Origin of the sequence: Aquipseudomonas alcaligenes NBRC 14159 (genome assembly GCF_000467105.1) — a bacterium.
GTDB classification, from domain to species: domain Bacteria; phylum Pseudomonadota; class Gammaproteobacteria; order Pseudomonadales; family Pseudomonadaceae; genus Aquipseudomonas; species Aquipseudomonas alcaligenes.
In genome coordinates this window covers 231358-252742 of record NZ_BATI01000005.1, presented here as the reverse complement: position 1 = coordinate 252742, position 21385 = coordinate 231358, and the positions used below count along the sequence as shown (strand labels likewise).

17 protein-coding genes are annotated in these 21385 nt (G+C 60.7%); 12 read left to right on the top strand and 5 right to left on the bottom strand.

The features are described 5' to 3' along the window. From PA6_RS03230 to PA6_RS03215, 4 genes are all read left to right on the top strand, one after another. Window positions 1-597: AMP-binding enzyme (locus PA6_RS03230; RefSeq protein WP_021699445.1), on the top strand; the 597-nt coding region annotated here is incomplete at its 5' end. 219 nt (window positions 598-816) lie between these two features. Further along, window positions 817-2721 carry a DUF1302 domain-containing protein gene (locus PA6_RS03225; protein ID WP_021699444.1) on the top strand — a complete coding sequence of 635 codons (1905 nt, stop codon included), beginning with the start codon at window positions 817-819 and terminating at the stop codon, window positions 2719-2721. Between the two features lie 29 nt (window positions 2722-2750). After that, window positions 2751-4118 carry a DUF1329 domain-containing protein gene (locus PA6_RS03220; protein ID WP_021699443.1) on the top strand — a complete coding sequence of 456 codons (1368 nt, stop codon included), beginning with the start codon at window positions 2751-2753 and terminating at the stop codon, window positions 4116-4118. A 127-nt stretch (window positions 4119-4245) separates the two neighbouring features. After that, window positions 4246-6963, top strand: a complete 2718-nt coding sequence (locus tag PA6_RS03215; RefSeq protein ID WP_043216191.1) for a LuxR C-terminal-related transcriptional regulator — start codon at window positions 4246-4248, stop codon at window positions 6961-6963. On the opposite strand, the gene PA6_RS03210 is transcribed toward PA6_RS03215, so the two are convergent. Further along, window positions 6956-7786, bottom strand: coding sequence for a metal-dependent hydrolase (locus PA6_RS03210; RefSeq protein ID WP_021699441.1), 831 nt, complete (start codon window positions 7784-7786; stop codon window positions 6956-6958). The genes PA6_RS03215 and PA6_RS03210 overlap by 8 nt on opposite strands. Window positions 7787-7904: 118 nt before the next feature. Between PA6_RS03210 and PA6_RS03205 the strand changes: the two genes are divergently transcribed. The 3 genes from PA6_RS03205 (at window position 7905) to trfA (ending at window position 10755) form a co-directional block, all read left to right on the top strand. After that, window positions 7905-8948: an AraC family transcriptional regulator gene (locus tag PA6_RS03205; RefSeq protein WP_021699440.1), complete on the top strand. Its 1044-nt coding sequence runs from the start codon at window positions 7905-7907 to the stop codon at window positions 8946-8948. Window positions 8949-9575: 627 nt separating this feature from the next. Next, a complete protein-coding gene (locus PA6_RS24520) occupies window positions 9576-9857 on the top strand; it encodes a helix-turn-helix transcriptional regulator (protein ID WP_081693925.1) in 282 nt (93 codons plus the stop codon). Next, window positions 9850-10755, top strand: coding sequence for a plasmid replication initiator TrfA (gene trfA / locus PA6_RS23300; RefSeq protein ID WP_021699439.1), 906 nt, complete (start codon window positions 9850-9852; stop codon window positions 10753-10755). The genes PA6_RS24520 and trfA overlap by 8 nt, the downstream gene beginning before the upstream one ends. A gap of 662 nt (window positions 10756-11417) precedes the next feature. Here trfA and PA6_RS03200 read toward each other — a convergent pair. From PA6_RS03200 to PA6_RS03185, 4 genes are all read right to left on the bottom strand, one after another. Continuing rightward, window positions 11418-12038 carry a hypothetical protein gene (locus tag PA6_RS03200; protein WP_021699438.1) on the bottom strand — a complete coding sequence of 207 codons (621 nt, stop codon included), beginning with the start codon at window positions 12036-12038 and terminating at the stop codon, window positions 11418-11420. Window positions 12039-12192: 154 nt separating this feature from the next. Beyond that, on the bottom strand, window positions 12193-12945 hold the full coding sequence (locus PA6_RS03195) for a hypothetical protein (RefSeq protein WP_021699437.1): 753 nt from the start codon (window positions 12943-12945) through the stop codon (window positions 12193-12195). A 4-nt stretch (window positions 12946-12949) separates the two neighbouring features. Further along, window positions 12950-13669, bottom strand: coding sequence for a StbB family protein (gene stbB / locus PA6_RS03190; RefSeq protein ID WP_021699436.1), 720 nt, complete (start codon window positions 13667-13669; stop codon window positions 12950-12952). 23 nt (window positions 13670-13692) lie between these two features. Beyond that, on the bottom strand, window positions 13693-14241 hold the full coding sequence (locus PA6_RS03185) for a hypothetical protein (RefSeq protein WP_021699435.1): 549 nt from the start codon (window positions 14239-14241) through the stop codon (window positions 13693-13695). Between the two features lie 324 nt (window positions 14242-14565). Between PA6_RS03185 and PA6_RS03180 the strand changes: the two genes are divergently transcribed. Genes PA6_RS03180 through PA6_RS03160 form a run of 5 tightly spaced genes read left to right on the top strand, consistent with a single transcriptional unit; the run spans window position 14566 to window position 20889 of the window. Continuing rightward, window positions 14566-14913 carry a hypothetical protein gene (locus PA6_RS03180; protein WP_021699434.1) on the top strand — a complete coding sequence of 116 codons (348 nt, stop codon included), beginning with the start codon at window positions 14566-14568 and terminating at the stop codon, window positions 14911-14913. Window position 14914: 1 nt separating this feature from the next. Then, window positions 14915-19120: a MobF family relaxase gene (mobF, locus tag PA6_RS03175; RefSeq protein ID WP_021699433.1), complete on the top strand. Its 4206-nt coding sequence runs from the start codon at window positions 14915-14917 to the stop codon at window positions 19118-19120. Window positions 19121-19130: 10 nt separating this feature from the next. Then, the gene (locus PA6_RS03170; protein WP_021699432.1) at window positions 19131-19379 is read left to right on the top strand and encodes a hypothetical protein; all 249 of its coding nucleotides are present in this window, start codon (window positions 19131-19133) and stop codon (window positions 19377-19379) included. Next, the gene (locus PA6_RS03165) at window positions 19376-20455 is read left to right on the top strand and encodes a hypothetical protein (RefSeq protein ID WP_021699431.1); all 1080 of its coding nucleotides are present in this window, start codon (window positions 19376-19378) and stop codon (window positions 20453-20455) included. The genes PA6_RS03170 and PA6_RS03165 overlap by 4 nt, the downstream gene beginning before the upstream one ends. Continuing rightward, window positions 20452-20889, top strand: coding sequence for an HAD domain-containing protein (locus tag PA6_RS03160; RefSeq protein ID WP_021699430.1), 438 nt, complete (start codon window positions 20452-20454; stop codon window positions 20887-20889). Before PA6_RS03165 ends, PA6_RS03160 begins: the two co-directional genes overlap by 4 nt. The last annotated feature ends 496 nt before the right edge of the window (window positions 20890-21385 follow it).

Genomic DNA, 21385 nt, shown 5'->3' with positions numbered 1-21385 from the left:
ATCAAGGCCGGCGTGCCGGTGCCGCTGGTGGAAGCGGCGCTGATGGGCGCGGACGGCCAGTTACTGCCGATCGATGGCGAAACCCAGGGCGAGCTGGTGCTGCGCGCGCCCTGGCTGACCATGGGCTACTTCAATGAGCCGCAGAAAAGTGCCGAGCTGTGGGAGCACGGCTGGCTGCACACCGGCGACGTCGCGACCCTCGACGACTTCGGCTTCATCGACATTCGCGACCGCATCAAGGATGTGATCAAGACCGGTGGCGAGTGGCTGTCGTCTCTGGAGCTGGAGGATCTGATCAGCCGCCACCCGGCCGTGCGCGAGGTGGCGGTGGTCGGCATTCCCGATCCGCAATGGGGTGAGCGTCCCTTCGCCCTGCTGGTGCTGCGTGAAGGGCAGGCGCTGGATGCCAAGGGGCTGAAGGAACATCTGATTCCCTTCGTCGAGCTGGGCCACATCAACAAGTGGGCAATACCCAGTCAGATCGCGATTGTTACCGATATTCCCAAAACCAGTGTGGGTAAGCTCGACAAGAAACGTATTCGTCTTGATATCGCCCAGTGGCAAGCCGCGGGCAGCGCGTTCCTGTCGACGCTCTGAGCCCTGAGGGCGGGGCATCGGAGCATTTCGTTGCCCCATCCGAGCAAACGCTTGGCTTGTTAATTGCTGTCGCGTGATGAATCTGGTCGGCTCGCACATGCGTGACCGGCCGGTCTAGAGAGGCTGGGGGCTGGAAATCACACTTTAGGGGGATCAAGCCTAGGGGGGTGGTAGCTATAGTCCGCGGCATCCATAACAAAAACACATGGAGTAGCGTCGATGACAACCACTAAACCGTTCTGGCGTATGGCCAAGCTGCCTCTGGCAGTCAGCCTTGCCTCAACCCTCGCTGCCCCGGCATTCGGCGTCAGTTTCAATATCGGTGAAATCGAGGGTCAACTCGACTCCACCCTGTCCTTAGGTGCCAGCTGGTCGGTGCGCAGTGCAGACCCTGACCTGATCGGTGTGAACAACGGCGGCAAGGGCCTGTCCCAGACCACCGATGATGGCCGTCTGAACTTCAAGCGTGGTGAGACCTTCTCGAAGATTTTCAAGGGCATCCATGACCTCGAGCTGAAGTACGGTGATACCGGCGTATTCGTCCGTGGCAAGTACTGGTATGACTTCGAGTTGAAGGACGAGAGCCGCCTGTTCAAGGACATCGACGACTCCAATCGTAAAGAAGGCGCCAAGGCCTCCGGCGCCGAAATTCTCGACGCTTTCGTCTACCACAACTACAGCATCGCCGAGCAGCCGGGTTCCGTGCGCCTGGGCAAGCAGGTGGTGAGCTGGGGTGAAAGTACCTTCATCCAGAACGGTATCAACGCCGTCAACCCGGTCGACGTGTCCGCTTTCCGTCGTCCTGGCGCCGAGATCAAGGAAGGTCTGATCCCGGTTAACATGTTCTTCGTGTCGCAAAGCCTGACCGAGAACCTGTCGATGGAAGCTTTCTATCAGCTGGAGTGGGATCAGACCGTAGTTGATAACTGCGGCACCTTCTTCTCCCAGGTTGACGTGGCTGCTGATGGTTGCGATGACAATCTGCGTTTGCTGACCAACGATACCGCGCTGGTCGATACGCTGAATAACCTGGCGTTGATTCCCCGCGGTTTGGATCCCCTGAATACTAACGGGGAGGGTAATCTGGTAGCTAGGGCAGATGACCGTGATGCCCGCGACAGTGGCCAATGGGGTGTGGCTTTCCGCTACTTCTATGAGCCGCTGGATACCGAGTTTGGCGCCTATGCCATGAACTACCACAGCCGTGCCCCTATCCTCAGTGCCACTGCGCCGGGGCAGGATATTTACGATGTGGCAAACCAATTGCTGCCAGTTTTCAATGGCGCTGCATCTGCTCTGGCAATCGCCGGTAACTCAAGCTACTTCATGGAGTATCCCGAGGATATTCGTCTCTATGGCCTGAGCTTCTCCACGACGCTTCCCACTGGCACCGCCTGGAGTGGTGAGATCAGTTACCGTCCGAATGCGCCGGTTGCTCTGAATACCACGGATGTTCTTTATTCGGCAGTGCGTCCGATGAACAATCCTCTGGCTGATAACCCCTATGCGGATGCCTCGGTATTGAGTGCTGCGCCTGGCGGAACTCGTCATGGCTACAACCGCAAGGAAGTTACTCAGGTGCAGACTACTTTCACCCACTTCCTCGATCAGGTTATGGGCGCTAGCCGCCTGACCTTGGTGGGCGAAGTTGGTATGACTTTTGTGGGTGGCCTGGAGCACAGCAGCGAAGCCCGCTATGGTCGCGATCCGGTATTCGGCCCTGGTGAACTGCCTAACGGTACCTGTGAGCTGCTCAACGACGTAACTCTCGATCGCGCCGTTGGAAATACGGATTTCTCCAACGCTACCAAAGACTGTAACGACGACGGTTTCACCACCCACAGTTCTTGGGGTTATCGCGCACGTGCCATCTGGGATTACCCGGATGTGTTCGCCGGTGTAAACCTGCGCCCGAGCATTGCCTGGTCGCATGACGTGGACGGTTACTCGCCTGGCCCGGGTGCCAACTTCGAGGAAGGTCGTAAGGCTGTTAGCCTGGGTCTCGAGGCCGAGTACCAGAACACCTACACCGCCAACCTGTCCTACACCGACTTCTTCGGCGGCGATTACAACACCCAGATCGACCGCGATTTCGTAGCCTTCAGCGTCGGCGCAAGCTTCTAAGACCAGGGTTCCTGAGGAAAGACATGCAAATGAAAACAACAAAGTACATGCTGCAATCCGGCGTCCTGGCGCTGTCCCTGCTCGCCACCAGTGTCATGGCTGCTGTTTCTGCCGACGAGGCCGCCAAGCTGGGCACCACCTTGACCCCGCTGGGTGCCGAGAAGGCCGGTAACGCCGATGGTTCCATCCCGGAGTGGACTGGTGGTCTGCCGAAGAACGCCGGCACCGTGGATGATCGTGGCTTCCTGTCCGACCCGTTCGCCAGCGAGCAACCGCTGTTCACTATCACTGCGCAGAACGTCGAGCAGTACAAGGACAAGCTGACCCCTGGTCAGGTCGCCATGTTCAAGCGCTACCCGGACAGCTTCAAGATTCCGGTGTACCCGACTCATCGCTCCGCTACCGCTCCGCAGAGCGTGCTGGAGGATGTGAAGGCCAACGCCGTCAACACCAAGCTGGTTGAGGGCGGTAACGGTCTGGAAAACTTCAAGACCGCGTATCCCTTCCCGATTCCGCAGAACGGCCTGGAAGCGATCTGGAACCAGATCACCCGCTATCGCGGCGGCAGCGTGCGTCGTCTGGTGACCCAGGCTACTCCGCAGCCCAACGGTTCCTACAGCCTGGTTTACTTCCAGGATGAGTTCACCTTCCCGACCAGCCTGACCGACTACGATCCGAGCAAGCCGAGCAACATCCTGTTCTACTTCAAGCAGCGCGTGACCGCGCCGGCGCGTCTGGCCGGTAACGTTCTGCTGGTCCACGAGACCCTGAACCAGGTGAAGGAGCCGCGTCTGGCCTGGCTGTACAACGCCGGTCAGCGCCGCGTGCGCCGCGCTCCGCAGGTGTCCTACGACGGCCCGGGTACCGCCGCCGACGGTCTGCGTACTTCCGACAACTTCGACATGTACAACGGTGCTCCTGACCGTTACGACTGGAAGCTGAACGGCAAGAAGGAGATCTACATTCCGTACAACTCCTACAAGCTGGACTCGCCGAAGCTGAAGTATGCCGACATCATCAAGGCCGGCCACCTGAACCCGGAGCACACTCGCTACGAGCTGCACCGCGTGTGGCACGTGACCGGTACCCTGAAGGCCGGCGAGCGCCACATCTACGCCAAGCGTGATGTGTTCATCGACGAGGACAGCTGGCAAGCCGCGGTGATCGACCACTACGACGGTCGTGGCGCCCTGTGGCGTGTCGCCGAGGCTCATTCCCAGTACTACTACGACAAGCAAGTGCCGTGGTACACCGTGGAGACGCTGCACGACATCATCTCCGGTCGTTATCTGGCCCTGGGTATGAAGAACGAGGAGAAACAGTCCTACGACTTCAACTACAAGGCCGCGACCAGCGATTACACCCCGGCAGCCCTGCGTCAGGCTGGCGTGCGTTAATCGTCGCGTGATCGAAGAAGCCGGCCTAGTGCCGGCTTTTTCGTTTCTGGCGGACGGGGTGGACTTCAAATGCACGGCGTGAGCGGATAGTCTGCGGACATTTCGCGCCTGGATGTCGACTCCGCCCGTGACCGATCTGTCTAGCTCTCCCGCTCTCGCCAGCTTTCCGGTTTCCGCCGGTGAGGGTCGCTTCTTCCGTCCTCCATTGCCTGCCGGGCATGTGTTGCGGCCGCGTCTGTGTGAGCGCCTGGAAGAGGGCATGGACGGGCGCCTGCTGCTGGTGTGTGCGCCGGCCGGTTTCGGCAAGAGTTCGCTCGCCGTGGAGTTCTGCGAGCGTCTGCCTGCCCACTGGCAGAGCCTGTGGCTCAGCCTCAACCGGCGCGATGGTGATCCCGGGCGTTTCCTCGAGCGCCTGCTGGAGGGACTGCGTCAGCATTTCCCGCGGATTGGCGATGAGGCCCTGGGGCTGTTGAAGATGCGCCAGCGCCACCAGCCGTTCGCCTTCGAGGAATGGCTGGACGGCTTGCTCGATGAGCTGGGCGAACGCCTCGATCCTACCAGTCCGCTGCTGCTGGTGCTGGATGATTACCACCTGGCCCAGGGGGCGGTGCTGGATCGCTGCCTGCAGTTTTTCCTCAATCACCTGCCGGCCGGCATGCTGGTGCTGGTGACCAGCCGCCAGCGCCCCGACTGGCACCTGGCCCGCCTGCGCCTGTCGCGGCAACTGCTGGAGCTGCAGGAACAGGATCTGCGCCTGACCCTCGACGAGACCCGTGAGTTGCTTTCCGAACAGGGGGCCGAGCTGCCTGGCGAGGCGCTGGACAACCTTCTGCAACGCAGCGAGGGTTGGGCCGCTGGCTTGCGCCTGTGGCTGCTCACTGCCGCCGAAGGCGAGCGTGGTCTGCACGGCGCCCAGGGCATGATCCGCGATTACCTGCTGGAGGAGGTGATCGAGCGCCAGCCGCCCGAACTGCAGGCCTTTCTCTATGACACCGCCTGCCTCGATCGCTTCTGTGCCGAACTGTGCGATGCGGTGCGCGATAGCCATGACAGTGCCGCCATGCTCCAGCACCTGCAGGCGCATCAGGTGTTTCTGGTGCCGCTGGACGAGCAGGGCCACTGGTTCCGTTACCACCACCTGTTCTCCGATCTGCTGCGTGCCAATCCGGCCAGCCAGCTGTCTCAGCCGTTGTCTCGTCTGCACCTGCGTGCCTGTCGCTGGTTCAGCGCCCAGGGGCGCCTGGACGAGGCGGTCGAGCAGGCCCTGCGTGCCGGTCAGCCGGATGTGGCGGCCAGCCTGGTGCAGAACTTCTCCGAGGAGCATCTGCTGGCCGAGCAGAACGTCGCCATGCTGCTGCGCTGGAAGATGGACCTGCCCGACAGCCTGCTGACCAGCACCCCGCGGCTGATCCTGCTCTACAGCTGGGCGCTGGCCCTGGCCTGTCAGCTGGATGCGGCGGAAGACCTGGCCAACCACCTGCAGCGCTTCCTGCCGGCCCCCAGCGGCGCCGAGCAGCAGTCGTTGCTGGCGCAATGGCTGGCCATCAGTGGCGTGATTGCCCGTGGTCGCGGTGACAGCGATAACGCCGAGCTGTACTGCAGTCAGGCGCTGGCAGGCATGCCCAGCCAGCACTACGGCTCGCGCCTGCTGTGCCTGTCCACGCTGGCCAACCTGGCGGTGGTGCGGGGCGATCTGTGGCGCGCACGCGGCCTCAATCGCGAGGCGCTGGAACTGGCGCAGCGCCACGGCAATCCGCTGTTCGAGGCCTTCTGTCACTACGATCGCGGTCGTGTGCTGCTGGCCCGCGGCGAGATCCTCCGTGCGCTGGAGGAGGTACGAGCCGGTCTCGAGCGCCTGCGTGGCTTGCCGAGCCAGCGAGCGTATGCGGTACGTGCGCGGCTGACCCTGTACGAAGGTTTCCTGCTCGCCCTGCGCCTGTGTCCGGAGCAGGCCCGTGAGCGTTTGCAGGCTGGCATCACCGAGGCGCGCAGCTGCCGTGATATCAGCCTGCTGGTCGGCTACTGCATCCTGGCCAGTCAGGAGGGGCGACTGGGGCGGCTCAATGAGGCATTCGCCCTGCTGGCCGAGGCCGAGCGCCTGATGCACGTCTGGGATGTGCCGCCGGTGTATTACCTGGCGATGATTACCGTGACCAAGTGCGAGTTGTGGCTCAGCCAGGGCCAGGTCGAGCTGGCCAATGCCTGGTTGTTGCGCCTGGCCGAGACCTACGGCGGCGAGCCGGCGGCCGCTGCGCCTGAATTCCACCCGCAGCTGCCGTTGCACATCGAACTGCAGCGTGCCGCCCTGGAGCGGCGCACGGGCCAACTGGAGGCCGCAGAGCGGCGCCTGCGGGCGCTGACCCAGCGCGCCCAGACCCAGGGTGGGCAGCTGTTGGGCGTTTTTGCCCAGGTTCAGCTGAGCCTGCTGCTGTATGCCGGTGGTCGCGAGCGTGATGCCCAGCAGCAGCTGCTGGCGGGCCTGGAGTTGGCCAGCGGTGGAGCGTTGCTGCCGTTCTACGAGCTGCTCGCCCATCAACCGGGTTGGCTGAGGGCGCAGCTGCAGACGGCGCCGGTTTCCGCGCTGGGCGAAGCACTGCGTCGCTGCCTGCCGGATGAGGTTGCGGTCGAGCCGGTACCGGTCGGCGCCGCCGAAGCGCTGAGTACCCGCGAGCTGGCGGTGTTGCGGCTGATCGCCCTGGGTTGCTCCAATCAGGAGATCAGCGAGCGCCTGTTCATCTCTCTGCACACGGTCAAGACGCACGCCCGCCACATCAACAGCAAACTCGGTGTGGAGCGACGTACCCAGGCCGTGGCCCGGGCCAAGGGACTGGGGCTGATCAGCTGACTTCCAGCGGGTCGAACTCGCGGCGCCGCTCCAGGATCACCTGCAGGTTGTCGTGCTGCCAGGGGTGGAAGTCGGCCCGGTAGAAGTCGAAATAGGCCTGCACCAGCGGCTTCAGGATGCCGCGACTGCCCCACAGCCAGCCCAGGCCGTCGCGCCAGATTCGCCAGTTCCACAGCAAACCGTCGCGGCGCAGCATGTGCACCAGGCCCTTGATCGTGTCCAGGGTGAAGAAGAAGGTGCTCTGCAGCATGGCGCGGCGCCGCAGCCAGACCTTGCCGCAGACCTGCTGGTAGAGGTCGAACGCTACCGCCTTGTGCTCGCTCTCCTCCAGTGCATGCCAGCGCCACAGGCGCGCCATGGTCGGATCGGCGCCCTCCAGCCATTCCGGGTTCTGCAGGATGGCGTCGGCCATGATCGCGGTCAGGTGCTCCACTGCCGTGGTCGCTGCCAGGTGTACCTTGGGCGGCAGATGCTTGCGCACGAAGGCCAGGCGCTTCTTCAGGCGTCGTTCCAGATAATCGAGGTCGTAGCCGCTCTCGCGCAGGGCTTCGCTGTAGTGCTGGTGCTCACGACTGTGATGCGCCTCCTGGCCGATGAAGCCGCGAATCTGTGCCTGCTGCTGCGGGTCGGTCACCTGGTCGCGGTAGGCGCGCACCGCGTCGATGAAGAAGCGCTCGCCGTCGGGAAACAGCAACGACATGGCATCGAAGAAGTGGCTCTTGAAGGCGTCGCCGCCGTGCCAGTGGCGCAGCCAGGGCGAGGGCAGGGCGAATTCGGGCTGACGCGGCTTGATCAGCAGGTCGTGCGGGGTCTGGCAGTGCATGCGGCCTCCCATCTTGTTGTTATCAGTGCAAGGACTATGGGCTTGTGGGCTTTTCCCGGACAAGGTTATCTTCAGCCAACTTGAAGGTCATATCTGGCCAATGGCTGGCGCGGTGCCTATGAGCAAACCTCTGACCCTGAGTTCCGAGCTGGTTCCTGTGACCTATGCCGAAGCGCTGCTCCAACTGGCTGGCGAACTCGGTGTCGGCCGCGAGCAGTTGCTGAGCGCCGCCGGCCTGCGCGCGGAACAGTTGCACAGCCCGACCGGCCGGTTGTCCCTAACCGACTTCCACCAGCTCGCCAGCGCCGCCCTGCTGCGCTGCGATGAACCGGCGCTCGGCCTGTTGCTCGGCCTGCGCCTCAATGCCTCGGCCCATGGCATCCTCGGCTATGCCCTGTTGTCCAGTGCCAACCTGGGCAAGGCCGTGCACTTTGCCCTGCGCTACTACCGGGTGCTGGGACTGACCTTCGACCTCGAGTTGGTGGACAGTCCTGACTCACTGGAGCTGCGTGCCAGTGAGTCGATTCCGCTGGGCATGCTCAGTCGCTTCGCCGCCGAAGGTCTGTTCGGCAGCCTGTATGCGATCGCTCAGTTCCTGCTCGGCGAGCCTCCACAGGGCGTAGAGATCGGCTTTGCCTATCCCGAGCCCGTACATGCCACGCGCTATCACGAGGCGTTCGGCGTGGTGGCGGCCTTCGACCAGCCATGGCACTGGTTCCGTCTGCCGCGCGACTATCTGGACCGGCCCATGGCCCTGGCCAACCCCGCCACCATGCAGATGTGCGAGCAGCAGTGCGAGGCCTTGCTGGCCAGCCTCGATGTGCAGGAGGGGCTGCTCAGCCGCCTGCGCCGCCTGCTGCTGGCGCGCCCAGGCGAATTCCCCAACCTGGACAGCGCTGCCAGCGCCCTGCACACCAGCGGCCGCAGCCTGCGCCGCCACCTGGCTGCTGCGGGCACCAGTTACCAGCAGGTGCTCGACGAGGTGCGTAAGCGCCTGGCCCTGCAGTACCTGGAGACCACGCACCTGCCGTTGTTCGAGATCGCCGTGCTGCTGGGGTTCAGCGATCCATCCAACTTCCGCCGCGCCTTCCGTAAATGGACGGGCAGGGCGCCGACGGATTATCGTGCCCGCCCCGTGACGCCCGAGGAGAACGCCCGATGACCGACAGTCCACAAACCAGCCTGATCCGCGAAACCTTCCCCGTCGGCCCCTTGCAGTGCAACTGCAAAAATTGATATTCCTTGGACGAGCTTGAAGTCAGCATTTCAGGCGGAGAGTGCCCGTAATAGAAGGGGTTAAGGCGTTCGTAAGTGTCATTCTTGGTAACCCTTGATCATCGCTTGGCACAAGTTCACTGTGCCGAAATTGTGCCAGGGCAGTTGCGCGGATGACCGCAGATGATTAGTCTGCGATCAAGCGCGCCGGCAGGTACGTAGAATGCCCTGGCCTGAGGGAGTCCATCATCTGGTAATGGTGGCTGCCGTTGAGGGTTAGCAGGGTTCCTAGGTCCGGCACCGTGGACAGTTGTAAGCGGACGAAACTGCCGCGGAAGAAAGGATGCCCATACGTGGGCAATCGCCTGATGACACAACGCCACCGGCATTGATGGGGCCGGAACCCAATTGGCAGCGTGCGGAGGAGAGCGTGGGAAACTGAGGGCACAACCCCGCGTATGGATCGATCCCACCTTGTGGCTGAACCAGCAGCTGCAAGTGGTCAATCGCCTACGCTGCCGCGGACCCATCCTAACTCGACCATTTGATTCATATGGTCGGGCGAGGATGAGACATGCCGCTCGAAAAGCTTCTCACAATCAATGATCTCGCTGAGATCCTGGGCCGGTCTGCCGGCACAATCAAAAATCAGCACTCCAAAACCCCTTTTAAGTTGCCTCCGGTTTGCCGTATTCCAGGTGCTGGACGGCTGCTTTGGCGCCGAGAAGATGTTGATCGGTGGTTGCAGCAGCATGTTGCACCGCACGATATTCCAGTCTCTACGTTAAAGCGGAAGCCAGGGCGGCCTCGGAAATCTTTAGCCGTTGTGAGCGGAGGGGGCCTCCGCCATGCATGAGGTCTCCCGCAGCAAAATTTGGGGGGGACTCTCAAGCACAATCGAGAAACTGAACAAACGGAGCGCAGAGGCTGCTGAGCGTAGCAAACTTAAAAGTGAGCTTCTTGCAGAGTCTGTTTGTTTAGATGAAGTGCCCCTGAAAAATCTTGATCAAATACGATACTTTCCTGGCAAGGCATCAGCGATGCCAATTCCATGGACCAGGACAAGTCTGTTCTCGAGTCTAAAGAAAGGTCAGAGACGAATGTTGGTGAATGAGGTTATTGAAAGTAGGAAAGACTGCTGTGTGAGAGTCAGTGGAGAACAACTGGATATGTGCGATAACGATGTATTTCTGCATATTATCCAGCTTGCTCAGGGTTCTTGCTCAGGAGATTCAATATGCTTTGAGCGATCAACATTTCTACGCGCCATAGGTCGTGGTAACGACCTGTCCTCGGAAAGCTATCGCAGGCTTGAAGGGTCAATGAAAAGGCTGGCAAGTACAAAAATTTTTATTGAGGGCGTTGGAGAGGGTGAAAGCTTTCATCTTATAGGCGAGCTCATATGGGGTGCTGGGGGAAGATACTATATTTTGATGGATCCTGTTGTTGTCTCTATATTTGCTAGCGAATTTCTTGCCTATATCGACATGGGTGTCAGACTTCGCTTGAAAAGCCCGTTGGCCAAATACCTTCAGAATTATGTTTGCGGGCATAAGGTCGGGCCGCATGCGATTTCATGTGAGTCCTTACGTCGATGGAGTGGTTCGACGGGGCGCTTGCGGGATTTCACCAGCCGGGCTTTGCCTGCGGCGTTGGACGAGCTACAGACGCAGCGTCTCATCAGTGATTGGGAAATCGGATTCGAAACGGTCCGATGGTTAAGGCTCCCGCACGAAAAAAGCAAAAAGGTATGATTTATACACAGCCTTCGGGGTATCTGCGCAGAGGCCTCCGGGCTTTCTGCGCTAACTCCCGGGTTATATACGCACTATGACGGGGTATCTGCGCATCGGCATTTCTAGAGGCCTGATTCTGTGCGGGCTGCGGGGGGGAGGGGTAGCCTCTAAAATGCTTTTAAACATCATCTAAAATGCGGAGGGGCGGGGAGACCTATGGTCTCGGGTTGTCTGCGTGTTTGTAGCAGCGATTTTTGCGAACCTGAAACGCCTACGGCGCAGAAGCCCCCGGAAGGGAAAGAGGCGACGGACGAAGGCGGTGAAGCACAGTCCTGGGGTCAGTATTCGCGAAGCACAAAATAAATAGATAAATAATCGAAATATATGTGGCGGTTTACTTTTTCTTGTGTCTTGATATGCCGTAATTTAGTTGATGTTTGTGATTTTTACCAAGCTCCCGAAGAGCGGCGGCAGTGGGGTTGTAATAATTAGAAGTGTCCAGTTGGGTGCTTGCTGTTACCATCCCATAATTCGCTATGTGCGATCCTTGCGACGAGTTTTTTGGGTGCTTAAATCAAAAGATAATTGAGTCTATTAAATAAAGAAGTTTTTTTGCATTGCTATGTCTGCAGCCACAAAAAAGCCCGGCATTGCCGGGCTTCACTTTTCGGGAAGGGCTTCTAATTACTGAACTCTTTGATGAAGGCGCCGCCGAGCTTCAGGTATCCGTCGCCCGCGAAATGGGCCTGGTTCTCCTTTACCGTAGCAACATAACGCTGCGCCGGTTCGAGCTTCTTCTGAGCCAAGGCGACCTTGACCTTCGTCTGAGCAAAACCTCGATCTCCAGCTGCGATATCGGCCTCGATCGAATCTTTCAGGCCAATCCAGGACAGGTCAGGCTGATCTTGGGCAGACAGCGAGTACTGAGCGCGGAACTTCTTTGCACGCTTATTGCCCTTGATCTCCATCCGCTCGAGGTCGGACAGCGCACCGACAGTTCGCCAGTATGTGCCTTCGACAGCAAAGCCGAGCGCTTCGCCCTCCTTGTACATCCTAAACTTGGCTTGTTCCTTTTCCTCCTGTGCTGCGGCCTGAGCCCCAGCTTCAGCTCGGACAGCCGTTGCGTACTGCGAATAGCCCGAGTTGATAGCCTGAGCGCCTAGGTAGAGCACCGCGCCAACCGCAGCTAGGATGATTGCGCCGCTCGGCCAACGAAGTGCAGCCAGGATGGCCAAGATCAGCCCGCCAGCCACGAATCCACTGACGTTCTGCGCCTGCTCGTCGATCTGATTTTGGTTCATCTAGGTACTCCTGCTCGGGGCCGAATAGCGGAGAGCTATAATGGGGGGGAGCTAGCCTTCCCCTCAAACATATAGGTCCGCGGTGTCTCCGGTTTCGCGCGTCTCGGAATACACCGAAGGATCGCACTCGACCGCAAGTGCGCTGCTGGAGACATCACAAGGTGGTCCTTTCAGCTGCCGCGGAGGCCTTGGCATTTTCGCGCAGCAGGTCGAAACCCGCGTCCACCATCAAGGTGACGGGGCCATGCATGAAGACGCCGAGGGCAAATGCAGCGACGAGCCCGTAGAAACCTACGCGGCGGGAGTTTGCGGCAGCCAGCTTCTCGCTGACAGCGCCCAAATCCTCACCGAGCTTGTTGATGGCCTGCTCGCTCAGCTGCTCGCTCTTGGACAGGGTGTTCATCAGAACCAGGTTCTGCGATTTGAGGTTTTCGATTTCCTTCTCGGCCTGAGAAAGCTTCGCTGCGTTGAGGGCGGCATCACCAAAAACGGCGTCGCTGGCAGCTTGAGCTGCAGGCTTGAGCAGCGATTCGAGTTCGCGACTAGTGATCTCGATACCAGCGTTGCGCGTAGCCTCAACCACCTCCTCGAAAAGGTCGGTGAAGGTGTTACGCACAGCAAGCCGGAAACCCTCTTCGTCCGCGATCTTCACCAAGCGCTCCGGCAATGCCTGTACTTGTTGAAGGAGTGCAGCAACTTTCTGTGCGAGTTCGCTGCCAGCAATAGGGCCTAGAGCAACGCAAGCAGTTTCAAGGTCGGCGATCACACCGCGAGAGCCCTCAGTCCCCCGCAGCATGTCAAACACGCGATCAACCTTGCCGGCCGCTTCATCGAAGCGGTCGGCCAGCTTGTAGTGGTCAGCGAACAGCTCTTCGAGCAGTGCTCGCTCGCGGGTCTGCCTTTCCATTGCGTTAGCCCTCGGCGCCTGCGGTCAGCCGCTCGAACACATACTGCAGCTGGCGATCCATGGCCTTGGCCATCTTCTGGATGGCCACCATGTCAGCGGCTTTCTGGAAGCCCTTCTTGTCGTCAGTCGCTCGGGCAGCTTTCAGCTCGGATTTCCAGTCGGTCTGATCATTGAGAGCCTGGGAAATGTTGAGCTTCTTATCGGCGAGGAGGCTGAACAGCTCGCTCTCCGGGATGAAGCAGTCCGGGTTCGCGGTTACTTGGCCGGTCTTCTTCGCGAAATTCAGAACGTCCCCGAAGTCGGTCTCGACGTCCTGGGTGCGGTTAAAAACGAACGTGATGCGGGATGCCTCGACACCCAGATCCGAGAGCATTACGGCAGTCTTGACCGCCTCGGTGCGTTCCTTCTTGGCAGGCGTGGCCGGGATTACGAAGAGGTCAACTTCGTCATGCCCGTCCTCAAAACGCTCGAGGCCGAGCAGGAAATCTTCGATGTTGCTGGCTCCTACATCCAGGATCAGGTCGTCCGCTGCTGCCAGCTCGGCATAGATTCGAGAGAACTGCTCCCCGCGGAGTTTTTCGACATCGATGCCCAGGTCGTTGCCCGCTCCGTTGATGGTTTCGACGGCCAGGATTTTGGCCCCCGGAATGCGCGGCGAGAACAGGTTCACCGCGAGGGTGGTTTTGCCCTGATTGCCGCCCAGGTTCACGATCGCAATTCGCATGAGTGCTTCCTTATTCGGTTCCGTTAATCGGGTACATCGTCTAGGTCGATTCGGTCGGCATCAGCGCGCAGCTGACCTCGAGGCCGCATCGGTGGTTTTCTCTCGCCGGTGGCAGCAGGCTTGGTCACGGGTTTTGCTTCTTCCTTCTGTTTGCCTGCTCCTGTCCCCTCCGGTTGCCGAAATTCGGGGGGGGTGTCTATTTCCAGTACCTCGGGCGGAATCTCCTTACCGAAATGTGGGTCTCCGGGTTTTTTGGCTACCAGGTACTCGGCGTATTCGCGCGGCAGGTAGCGCTGCAGAAAGGCTCGAAGCGAGTGGTAGTTCACCTGGACTCCGCCCTCGCCAAGGAGGTCTGTGATCTCTCGCATCGACAGTCCGTACACGACCATTTCGCGCAGCTCCTCCAGGCGTGGCCGCAGCACACGGGTCGCATGACCACGGGTGCGGTTAGCGGTGCCGCCCTCCAGGTCTTGCGCCTTCCTGCGCTCCAGTAGCTCTCTCAGCCTTAGGTTCACGCTCTCCTCCAAATCAAGGGTGGCCTGCCCGTTTTCCTCGATGTCCTGCTTTTTCATGGGGTTGATCCTCTGTTTGGTTGTCTGCGCCAGTTTATAGCGCGTACCTACAAACAAGATCGCCCATTCATCAACAATGGTCTACTGACTCTATACGAAATCCAATTTATCCAACTGGTTTCTATAATGCAAATCAACTTAAAATAATTTAGCGATACAGATTGCAACGAAAATCGAAGTTAGTAGTATGTAGCTCGGGAAGGCTGAACACGGCTGCACTCGCTTCGCGAGGTGCATCCGTGTCAGCCCGCACCAGCCGGTCATCACGAGAGATAGGTGGTCTACTACAGCGGTAGTAGCCACCCCTGAAGGGAAGGGAGCTGAATGGCTTTCGAGAGGAAGAATCACACACAGAGCATGGTTACTGAGGCCGCTCAGCAGGCGTTCGAGCGCCTCGCGCGTGACCTGAAAGTTTCGAAATCGGCTGTGCTGCAGACCATCCTGGAGGCTGTTCCGACCGCAGATTTGGTCGCCCTGGTGCACGGTGATCTGGCTCTGCATACGGCCAAAATCGTCGCCCTGGAGCCCGAGGAATCGCTCGCGATCCGGTCTGAGATTGAATCCTCACTCGCCCTTTTGGGACCTCGGATCGCGGAGGCGAGCCGGCTGGGAGCGCAGCGCGCGGTGGCTGAACAGCTCAAGTTTCTGTTCGCTGGCGTCGAGGGTGTTTGAGATGGCCATCTTCACGATCGACAAATTCACCAGCGGCGATATCGGGGCGCGGGCGAACTATTTCGAGCGTGGCGAGGGCCAGATCCTCGACGACGAACACGATCAGGTGCTTTCTACCGGAGGAGAGGACTACTTCCACAAGCCTGGCGCCGATACGGTGCTGACTGAGTATCTCGGTCAAGGCGCCGAAGCAATGGGGTTGGGTATCACCCCGCAGGATGGTGATTACTCCGCCCTGATGAGCGGTATCAACCCCCGCACAAGGGAGTCTTATGTCCTCAAGCGCCGTCAGGATCAGCTTGAGCGTGGCACCGGGACGGCGGGATTCTCGACCAGCCTCAACGTGGATAAGACCCTCTCGCTGGTATATGCCTCGCTGCCGCGAGAACAGCAGATCATTCTTGAGCGGTCCATGATGGAGGCCTCGCGACGGACCTTTGAGTACGTGGAAAAACAAGGGTACTTCGGCTATAGGCTTGGCGCCCAAGGGGTGGCCCGCTTCGCCGGAAAGGCCATGGCTGCCTCGTATTTGCACTTCACCAACCGCAATCAGGAACCCCATCTCCACGTCCACATCGAGATTCCGAATGCCTGCCTTACGCCTGATGGCGAGTGGCGGCCGCTCGATGGTGGCGAGCTGTATAAGCGTCAGGGAGAGTTCGCTGCGCTATTTGACTGCTATCTGGCCCATGCCCTCAGGCGGGATATCCCTCAGCTTGCCAAGTATTTTGAATCTGACCTCGAGCGCAACGGGCTTCGCGTGGCCGGTATTTCACGGGAAACCGTGCTGGAGTATTCCACCCGCCGCATGGAGATCCTCAAGGCGCTCGACGAGATGGGTGCCAGTGGTGCTGACTCAGCACGAGGCGCAGCTAAGCGGACTCGTGAGGGCAAGAAGGAGCGTGACTCAGACGAACTCCGCGCCGAATGGCGCGAGCAACTGCAGAACTTCCACCAGGAGCTGCAGCGAGGCGACCTGACCCCGGAAACCAAGCTGTTCGCCGAGCAGCTTGTGCTTCGGAACGCCAGCGTGTTCGGCGAACACGCCCTCGATCGCGCAGCAGCCCAGCTGGCGATCCTGCATGGGGGCGAATCCGCTATCCCAGCAATCAAGAGCGGCCTAATCCGCCAGCTCGGGGTGATCGAGCTGCCGCAGGAAGGGCGCCACCGCGAGTTCACAACCGAGACCTACCGCCAGTTCGAGGCCGAGCTGCTGGCTTATGCCCATGCAGCCCAGCGTCCTGAGGTCCGATTCACGATCAAACCTTTCGACACAGAGATGGCCATCGCCCGGATTGAGCGGGAAAAGGGCTACCCCATGCGCGACGAGCAGCGCGCGGTCGTGCGCTTCTGCACGAGCGGGGCTCGCTTTCAGATCATCCAGGGCGCTGCCGGTACTGGTAAATCCGTCAGCCTGGCCGCGCTCCGCGAGGCCTACGAGGCTGCCGGTAACCGAGTGATCGGTCTGGCGCCGTCTGGTGCTGCTGCCGCCGAACTGCAGAACTCAGCTGGCATCCGGGCTCGCACAATCCATTCGCTACTGATGCGACTGGAAAACGACAACGCTCAGTACCGCGAAAAGCTGCGCGCCAACGATGTGATCATTTGTGACGAGGCGGGCCTCGCGGATCTGCGCACCCTGCACAAACTCGCCGGGTACTGCGACGCTGCCGGCGCCAAGCTCATCTTGGTCGGTGACGGTCGCCAGCTCGAAGCCGTGGGCTCCGCGTCGGTGCTTGACATGCTGACAGAGGAGGTTGGCTGCGCTGAGTTGATCCAGATCGCACGCCAGAAAGACCCGGCAGACCGGGCGATCTCTCAGGCCTGGTTCGAGGGACCTGCGGAGCAGGGCGGCCCTGACGCCCTGGAGATGATGAAAGCACGCGGCCTACTGAAAATGCCGGGCGAGGGCACCAAGGATAAGCCGATCAAGCTGATGATGCGCGACGCGCTGCAGGCGCACGAAGAGGGCACAGACTGGCAGGAAATCCTGCTGCTGGCCGACCGCAACCAATCTGTCCGCTCATTGAACAGCAAGGTCCGCGAGCACCGATTCGAGATCGGTGAACTGGACAAGGCCCAACAGGTCCGTATCCCGGTTGAGACCGGTCGAGGCGATTACGCCGACCTCGATCTGGTGCCAGGTGATCGAATCATGCTGCGCAAAAACCAAAAGGTCGATGGCGAGCCGGTCTACAACGGTGACCGCGCGACCCTCACTGGCATCGAGCGTGTGCAGACCGGCACTGACGATAACGGTGAGCCGATCTGCGACACAAAGCTCACCGCAAGGCTGGACCGCACCAAAGAAGAGGTCAGTTGGAACCTGTCCGACTATGCCTCGATCGATCATGCCTACGCGATGACCGTGCACAAGAGCCAGGGCCTCACGGTCGATCGGGCCTTCTACTTGACCTCAGATTCCACCGATCGCCGCCTCGCCTACGTGGCGTTTACCCGCTCGCGCCAGGCCTGCAGCTTCTACATCGGCAACGATCAAGAGTCGCTCGACACGCTGGCCCGGAACACCGCGGTATTCAAGTCCAAGCGCTGCGCCCTTGATGCCGACAAAGAGTTCCGCGCCCTGATCCGCGCCAACGCTGAAGCAGGCCTCTACGAAGAGCAGCCGATCAAGGCCCAGCAGCCGAGCACCAAGGATCTGCTGGAGAAGGCAGGCGAGCGTTTCGAGTACGCCACAGAGCCTAAGGCAGAGCCCAAGCAGTCGCCTGAAATCCAGGTTATGCCGGCCACTCAGGCCGACCATGACCTGTCCGTTGCCCGCGGCTTCGCAGTAACCGGGCTTATCGATCTGCCCAACGACACCCGCCAGAAACCCGGGAAACCCTACGAGTTGCCGGCCGATGCCAAGCGCGTCGCGCTGCTTGCCGAACCACTCCCATTACCCCCAACCCCGAAACAGGAAATCGAAAATGAGCGACCTGAACGAGCAGTTGCTGCAGGAATGCGTCAGGACAGTTCCGCCGCAGTAGGAGGGGATATGCCAAAGCAGCGTCGTGTCTGGACCAAGGCCGAGCAGCAGCGTGAGACCCAGGCGATCCGCGATCGGGTGGATCTGCGCGATCACGCTGAGCGCCTAGGCTATGTCCAGGTCAGCGGGTCAGGCGCCCGTGTTCGGATGGAAAACAAGGCCTTGGATAAAGCTGACCCCATGCGCGAAATCACCCTCAAGCCGAACGCCAAAGGAGAGCCGAGCTGGGTGGCCACCAAGGCTGGTCAAGGTTCCGGCCTTGGGGGTGACGTTTTCCACCTCCATCAGCACGCCACGGGTCAGGGCTTTTTGGAGACCCGCGACGAGCTGCGAAGGGTCGCCTTCAACAAGGACTTCGACTCCGGCTCCCGTTACCAGGGGCTGAGCAATGCCGAGCGCGAGGCTCGCATAGAGCAGCAGCGGCAGAAGACCGCGCTAGAAGCAGAAATTCGACGAGTTGCTGCCTGCGACCAATACAAGAAGGCATCTACAGAGCCAAACCGTTTCCTGCTGGCTAGAGGTATCTCCGAGCAGACCATCGCTGAAACGAAATCCCGCACCGATCAGCACGGAAACGCGGTTTTCCCACACGTCCGCGAGGACGGGAGGTTCACTGGTTACGAGCGCAAAAAGGACGGCTGGACCCTTTATTCCTCCTCAGATCGAGGAATCTATGTCGCGAACCAAAGCTGCCCCAACCCTGAGCAAATCAAAGTGGCTGAGGGCGGCCTCGATGCTTTGAGCTTGTACCAGATGGACTCTCCAGAACAGCGCTCTCGCACACTGTATGTCAGCTCGGGTGGAAATCCGGCCGACGACACCGCCCAAGCCTTGCGCGGTCTATCTGAGCGCACTGGCGCCAAGAAGGTCGAACTTGTCTACGACCGGGACGAAGCTGGTGATGGGCATACCGAAACCCTGCAGAAGGCGCTCGCCGAAAAAGCCCCTCACCTGCAGGTCGAGGACCGGCGCGGCGATTACGCCATGCGCGAAGGCGAAGACCCCAACGACCTCCTCCGCCGCCTCCAAGCCGAACGCCAGCAGAGCGCCGAGCGCACCCAGCCGGCGCAGCCAACCCGCGATGCCGTCCAGTACAAACCCTCCATCCATGACGGCAAAACCCAGCAGCAACCCGAACAAACCAAACCGGAACCGGCCCACCAGGCCGGACCCGAGCAGACCCAAGACCAGCATCAGGGCCGCGGCATGAGCCGCTGAGGAGCCCCCAGTGACCCGACTACAGCCCACCATCGACCTCTCCTACGGCGAGCAGGAGGTGCTCCAGCGCATCCTCGCCGAACCCCGGAAAATCGCCGACGCCCTGGCGCCAGACGACGTCCGCGAGCACTCGCGGATCATCGGTGTGCTCGAAGAAGTCGCAGCCGCCTTCGCCGAAGTGTTTTTCCACGTTGTCGAGCAGCTGCCCGACCCAGAGCCTGAGCAGACCCAGCAGCAGAGCCGCAGGATGAGCCAATGATCCTGACCCTCCTCCAGCACCTCGAACGGGCCGACTCCGGCCTGTTCGTTCAAGCCCCTGAGGGAACCTGCCAGCGCCTGGCCGAGGCGCTGGGTGACGCGGGAAAACCCCTCGCCGGTCTTACTGAAACAGAGGACAGCCAGCTCGCCATCGAGCAGCTGGCCGTCCAGCTTGCTGTAGATCCAGGGCACACCCTCGCGGCCACCCTGGAGTCCGCCAGCCGCCTGATCGGGGAGCCGATCTATGTCCTGATCGATCGCGCCGAGCGCCTCGAGCACGCCGACCTGACCTACGCCCTCAAGGCCGCCCGCGACGTCCTGGCCAGCTCTGAACTGGCAGGCCTGCGCCTCGCTTTTTTCAGCACCGACCGCGCTGCTCTGGAACGTATGACGCGCCGGCAGTCGGCCGCTTTCTTCTGCGCCCAGATCCTCAATGTTGCCGATGAACTGTGCTGGGAGAACGCCCCGGCCGTTGGCCACGAATTCGGTTCTATGTCGATCGACCTGCAGACCCGCGAGCTGACCAGGCGCAATGCGCTATGGGCGCTCGGCAACCCGGAAAAGCATGACCAGGCGACCCAGGACCTGCTGCGCGTCTGGCGTGCTGACCGTGACTGCCCGATTGGGCCTGCCGCAGGCCTGACCGTCGACGAGATCCGCAACCTGGTGCAGATCCACGTCGAAGAGGGCGCCGGCTCCCTGGTGCGCTACTCCGAAATCCCTGAGCCATGGGCAACCCGATTCCAGGTCGCCAGTCTTGGCGCTACCCGCGCCCTGAACGGGTACTACGCCCGCGACTGGGAGAGGTTCCTCGACCTCTGGCAGGGTGAGGCCGAGACAGTCGATGACCTGGTTGAGCATGAGCTGGAGCGACTGGCCATCATCGGCATCCAGAAAGCCAATGTGCGCAGCGCCGCGACGCTGGCAGACCTTGGCATCGATTCCGTCGAGCTGGGTGAGTGGGTGGCTGAGCAGGTCGGGAAAGGGCGCTGGCCAGAAGGCGATTTCGTGGAGGCCTTCCGCGTCTGGCGTGACCAGAAAAATACGTCGAACGCCGATCCTGTCTGCAGGCCATGATCCTGTTTCTCGATATCGACGGGGTGCTGCACCCCGATCCTCCCCAGCCCGATCAGCGTCTGCGCTCACTGCCGAGGCTGGTCGAGGTCCTGCGCGACCATCCCCAGCTCGTGGTGGTGATCAGCTCGCTCTGGCGCGAGAAGCTCACGCTCGACCAGCTGCGCGAGCTGTTCCCGGCCGATATGCGCGAGCGGATTATCGACGTGACGCCTATCGCCGAACGCATCGATGGCTGGTTACCCGCGCGACGTGAAGGCGAGATTCTGGACTGGCTGGAGGCCTCAGGCCGTGCCGGCGAGCCATGGCTCGCCATCGACGACCAGGTGTGGCAGTTCACCCAGCACCGGGACCGGTTGATCGCGTGCATGTTCTACGACGGAATAACCGACGCAATCGATGCGCTGCTGCGCCAGAGGCTCGCCGCCGATTCCTGAAAATACGTCGAACGCCGATCTGTGTATGTCATAAGCAGTGCAGCATTTGGAGCGATCTTCGGGTGTAAGGGGGGCTCATACCAATCTCCCGAAACCGTCACTCGGCGGATCTTGGTCAAGCATGTTGCTCACCATTCGCTGACGTCTTAGCGTGCCCAGCGTGAAGAGGAAGCACGACTCGCAGAGTCGCACCTGGCAGCGCTCTCCAGCATGCGGCGAACTATCGCTGATCTCCGCGGCAAGCTGGCCCGGCAGCGGTTCGGCGGTGTCGCAAACGCCAACCTTTTCGCTCAAAGCTTCATCCCCATCGCGAAATCCAGCTCGAGCTGCGGTTCTTCCGGCACCTGCCGCGCCCGGCGCATGTAGAGGTCTACCGAATCCTCCTCGATCAGTCGCCAACCACGCCCGTTCTGTGGTGTGTACGACTCGGACTCAAGCAGCTGGTCGGCCTAGTCGAGCGAGACGCCACCTACGACCACCGAGAACACCATCGAGG

Bases quoted from the DNA above. Each gene is read 5' to 3' on its own strand.
- PA6_RS03225 (WP_021699444.1), top strand. From the start codon at position 817: ATGACAACCACTAAACCGTTCTGGCGTATGGCCAAGCTGCCTCTGGCA.
- PA6_RS03220 (WP_021699443.1), top strand. From the start codon at position 2,751: ATGAAAACAACAAAGTACATGCTGCAATCCGGCGTCCTGGCGCTGTCC.
- PA6_RS03210 (WP_021699441.1), bottom strand. From the start codon at position 7,786: ATGCACTGCCAGACCCCGCACGACCTGCTGATCAAGCCGCGTCAGCCC.
- PA6_RS03205 (WP_021699440.1), top strand. From the start codon at position 7,905: ATGAGCAAACCTCTGACCCTGAGTTCCGAGCTGGTTCCTGTGACCTAT.
- PA6_RS24520 (WP_081693925.1), top strand. From the start codon at position 9,576: ATGCCGCTCGAAAAGCTTCTCACAATCAATGATCTCGCTGAGATCCTG.
- trfA (WP_021699439.1), top strand. From the start codon at position 9,850: ATGCATGAGGTCTCCCGCAGCAAAATTTGGGGGGGACTCTCAAGCACA.
- PA6_RS03200 (WP_021699438.1), bottom strand. From the start codon at position 12,038: ATGAACCAAAATCAGATCGACGAGCAGGCGCAGAACGTCAGTGGATTC.
- PA6_RS03195 (WP_021699437.1), bottom strand. From the start codon at position 12,945: ATGGAAAGGCAGACCCGCGAGCGAGCACTGCTCGAAGAGCTGTTCGCT.
- stbB (WP_021699436.1), bottom strand. From the start codon at position 13,669: ATGCGAATTGCGATCGTGAACCTGGGCGGCAATCAGGGCAAAACCACC.
- PA6_RS03185 (WP_021699435.1), bottom strand. From the start codon at position 14,241: ATGAAAAAGCAGGACATCGAGGAAAACGGGCAGGCCACCCTTGATTTG.
- PA6_RS03180 (WP_021699434.1), top strand. From the start codon at position 14,566: ATGGCTTTCGAGAGGAAGAATCACACACAGAGCATGGTTACTGAGGCC.
- mobF (WP_021699433.1), top strand. From the start codon at position 14,915: ATGGCCATCTTCACGATCGACAAATTCACCAGCGGCGATATCGGGGCG.
- PA6_RS03165 (WP_021699431.1), top strand. From the start codon at position 19,376: ATGATCCTGACCCTCCTCCAGCACCTCGAACGGGCCGACTCCGGCCTG.
- PA6_RS03160 (WP_021699430.1), top strand. From the start codon at position 20,452: ATGATCCTGTTTCTCGATATCGACGGGGTGCTGCACCCCGATCCTCCC.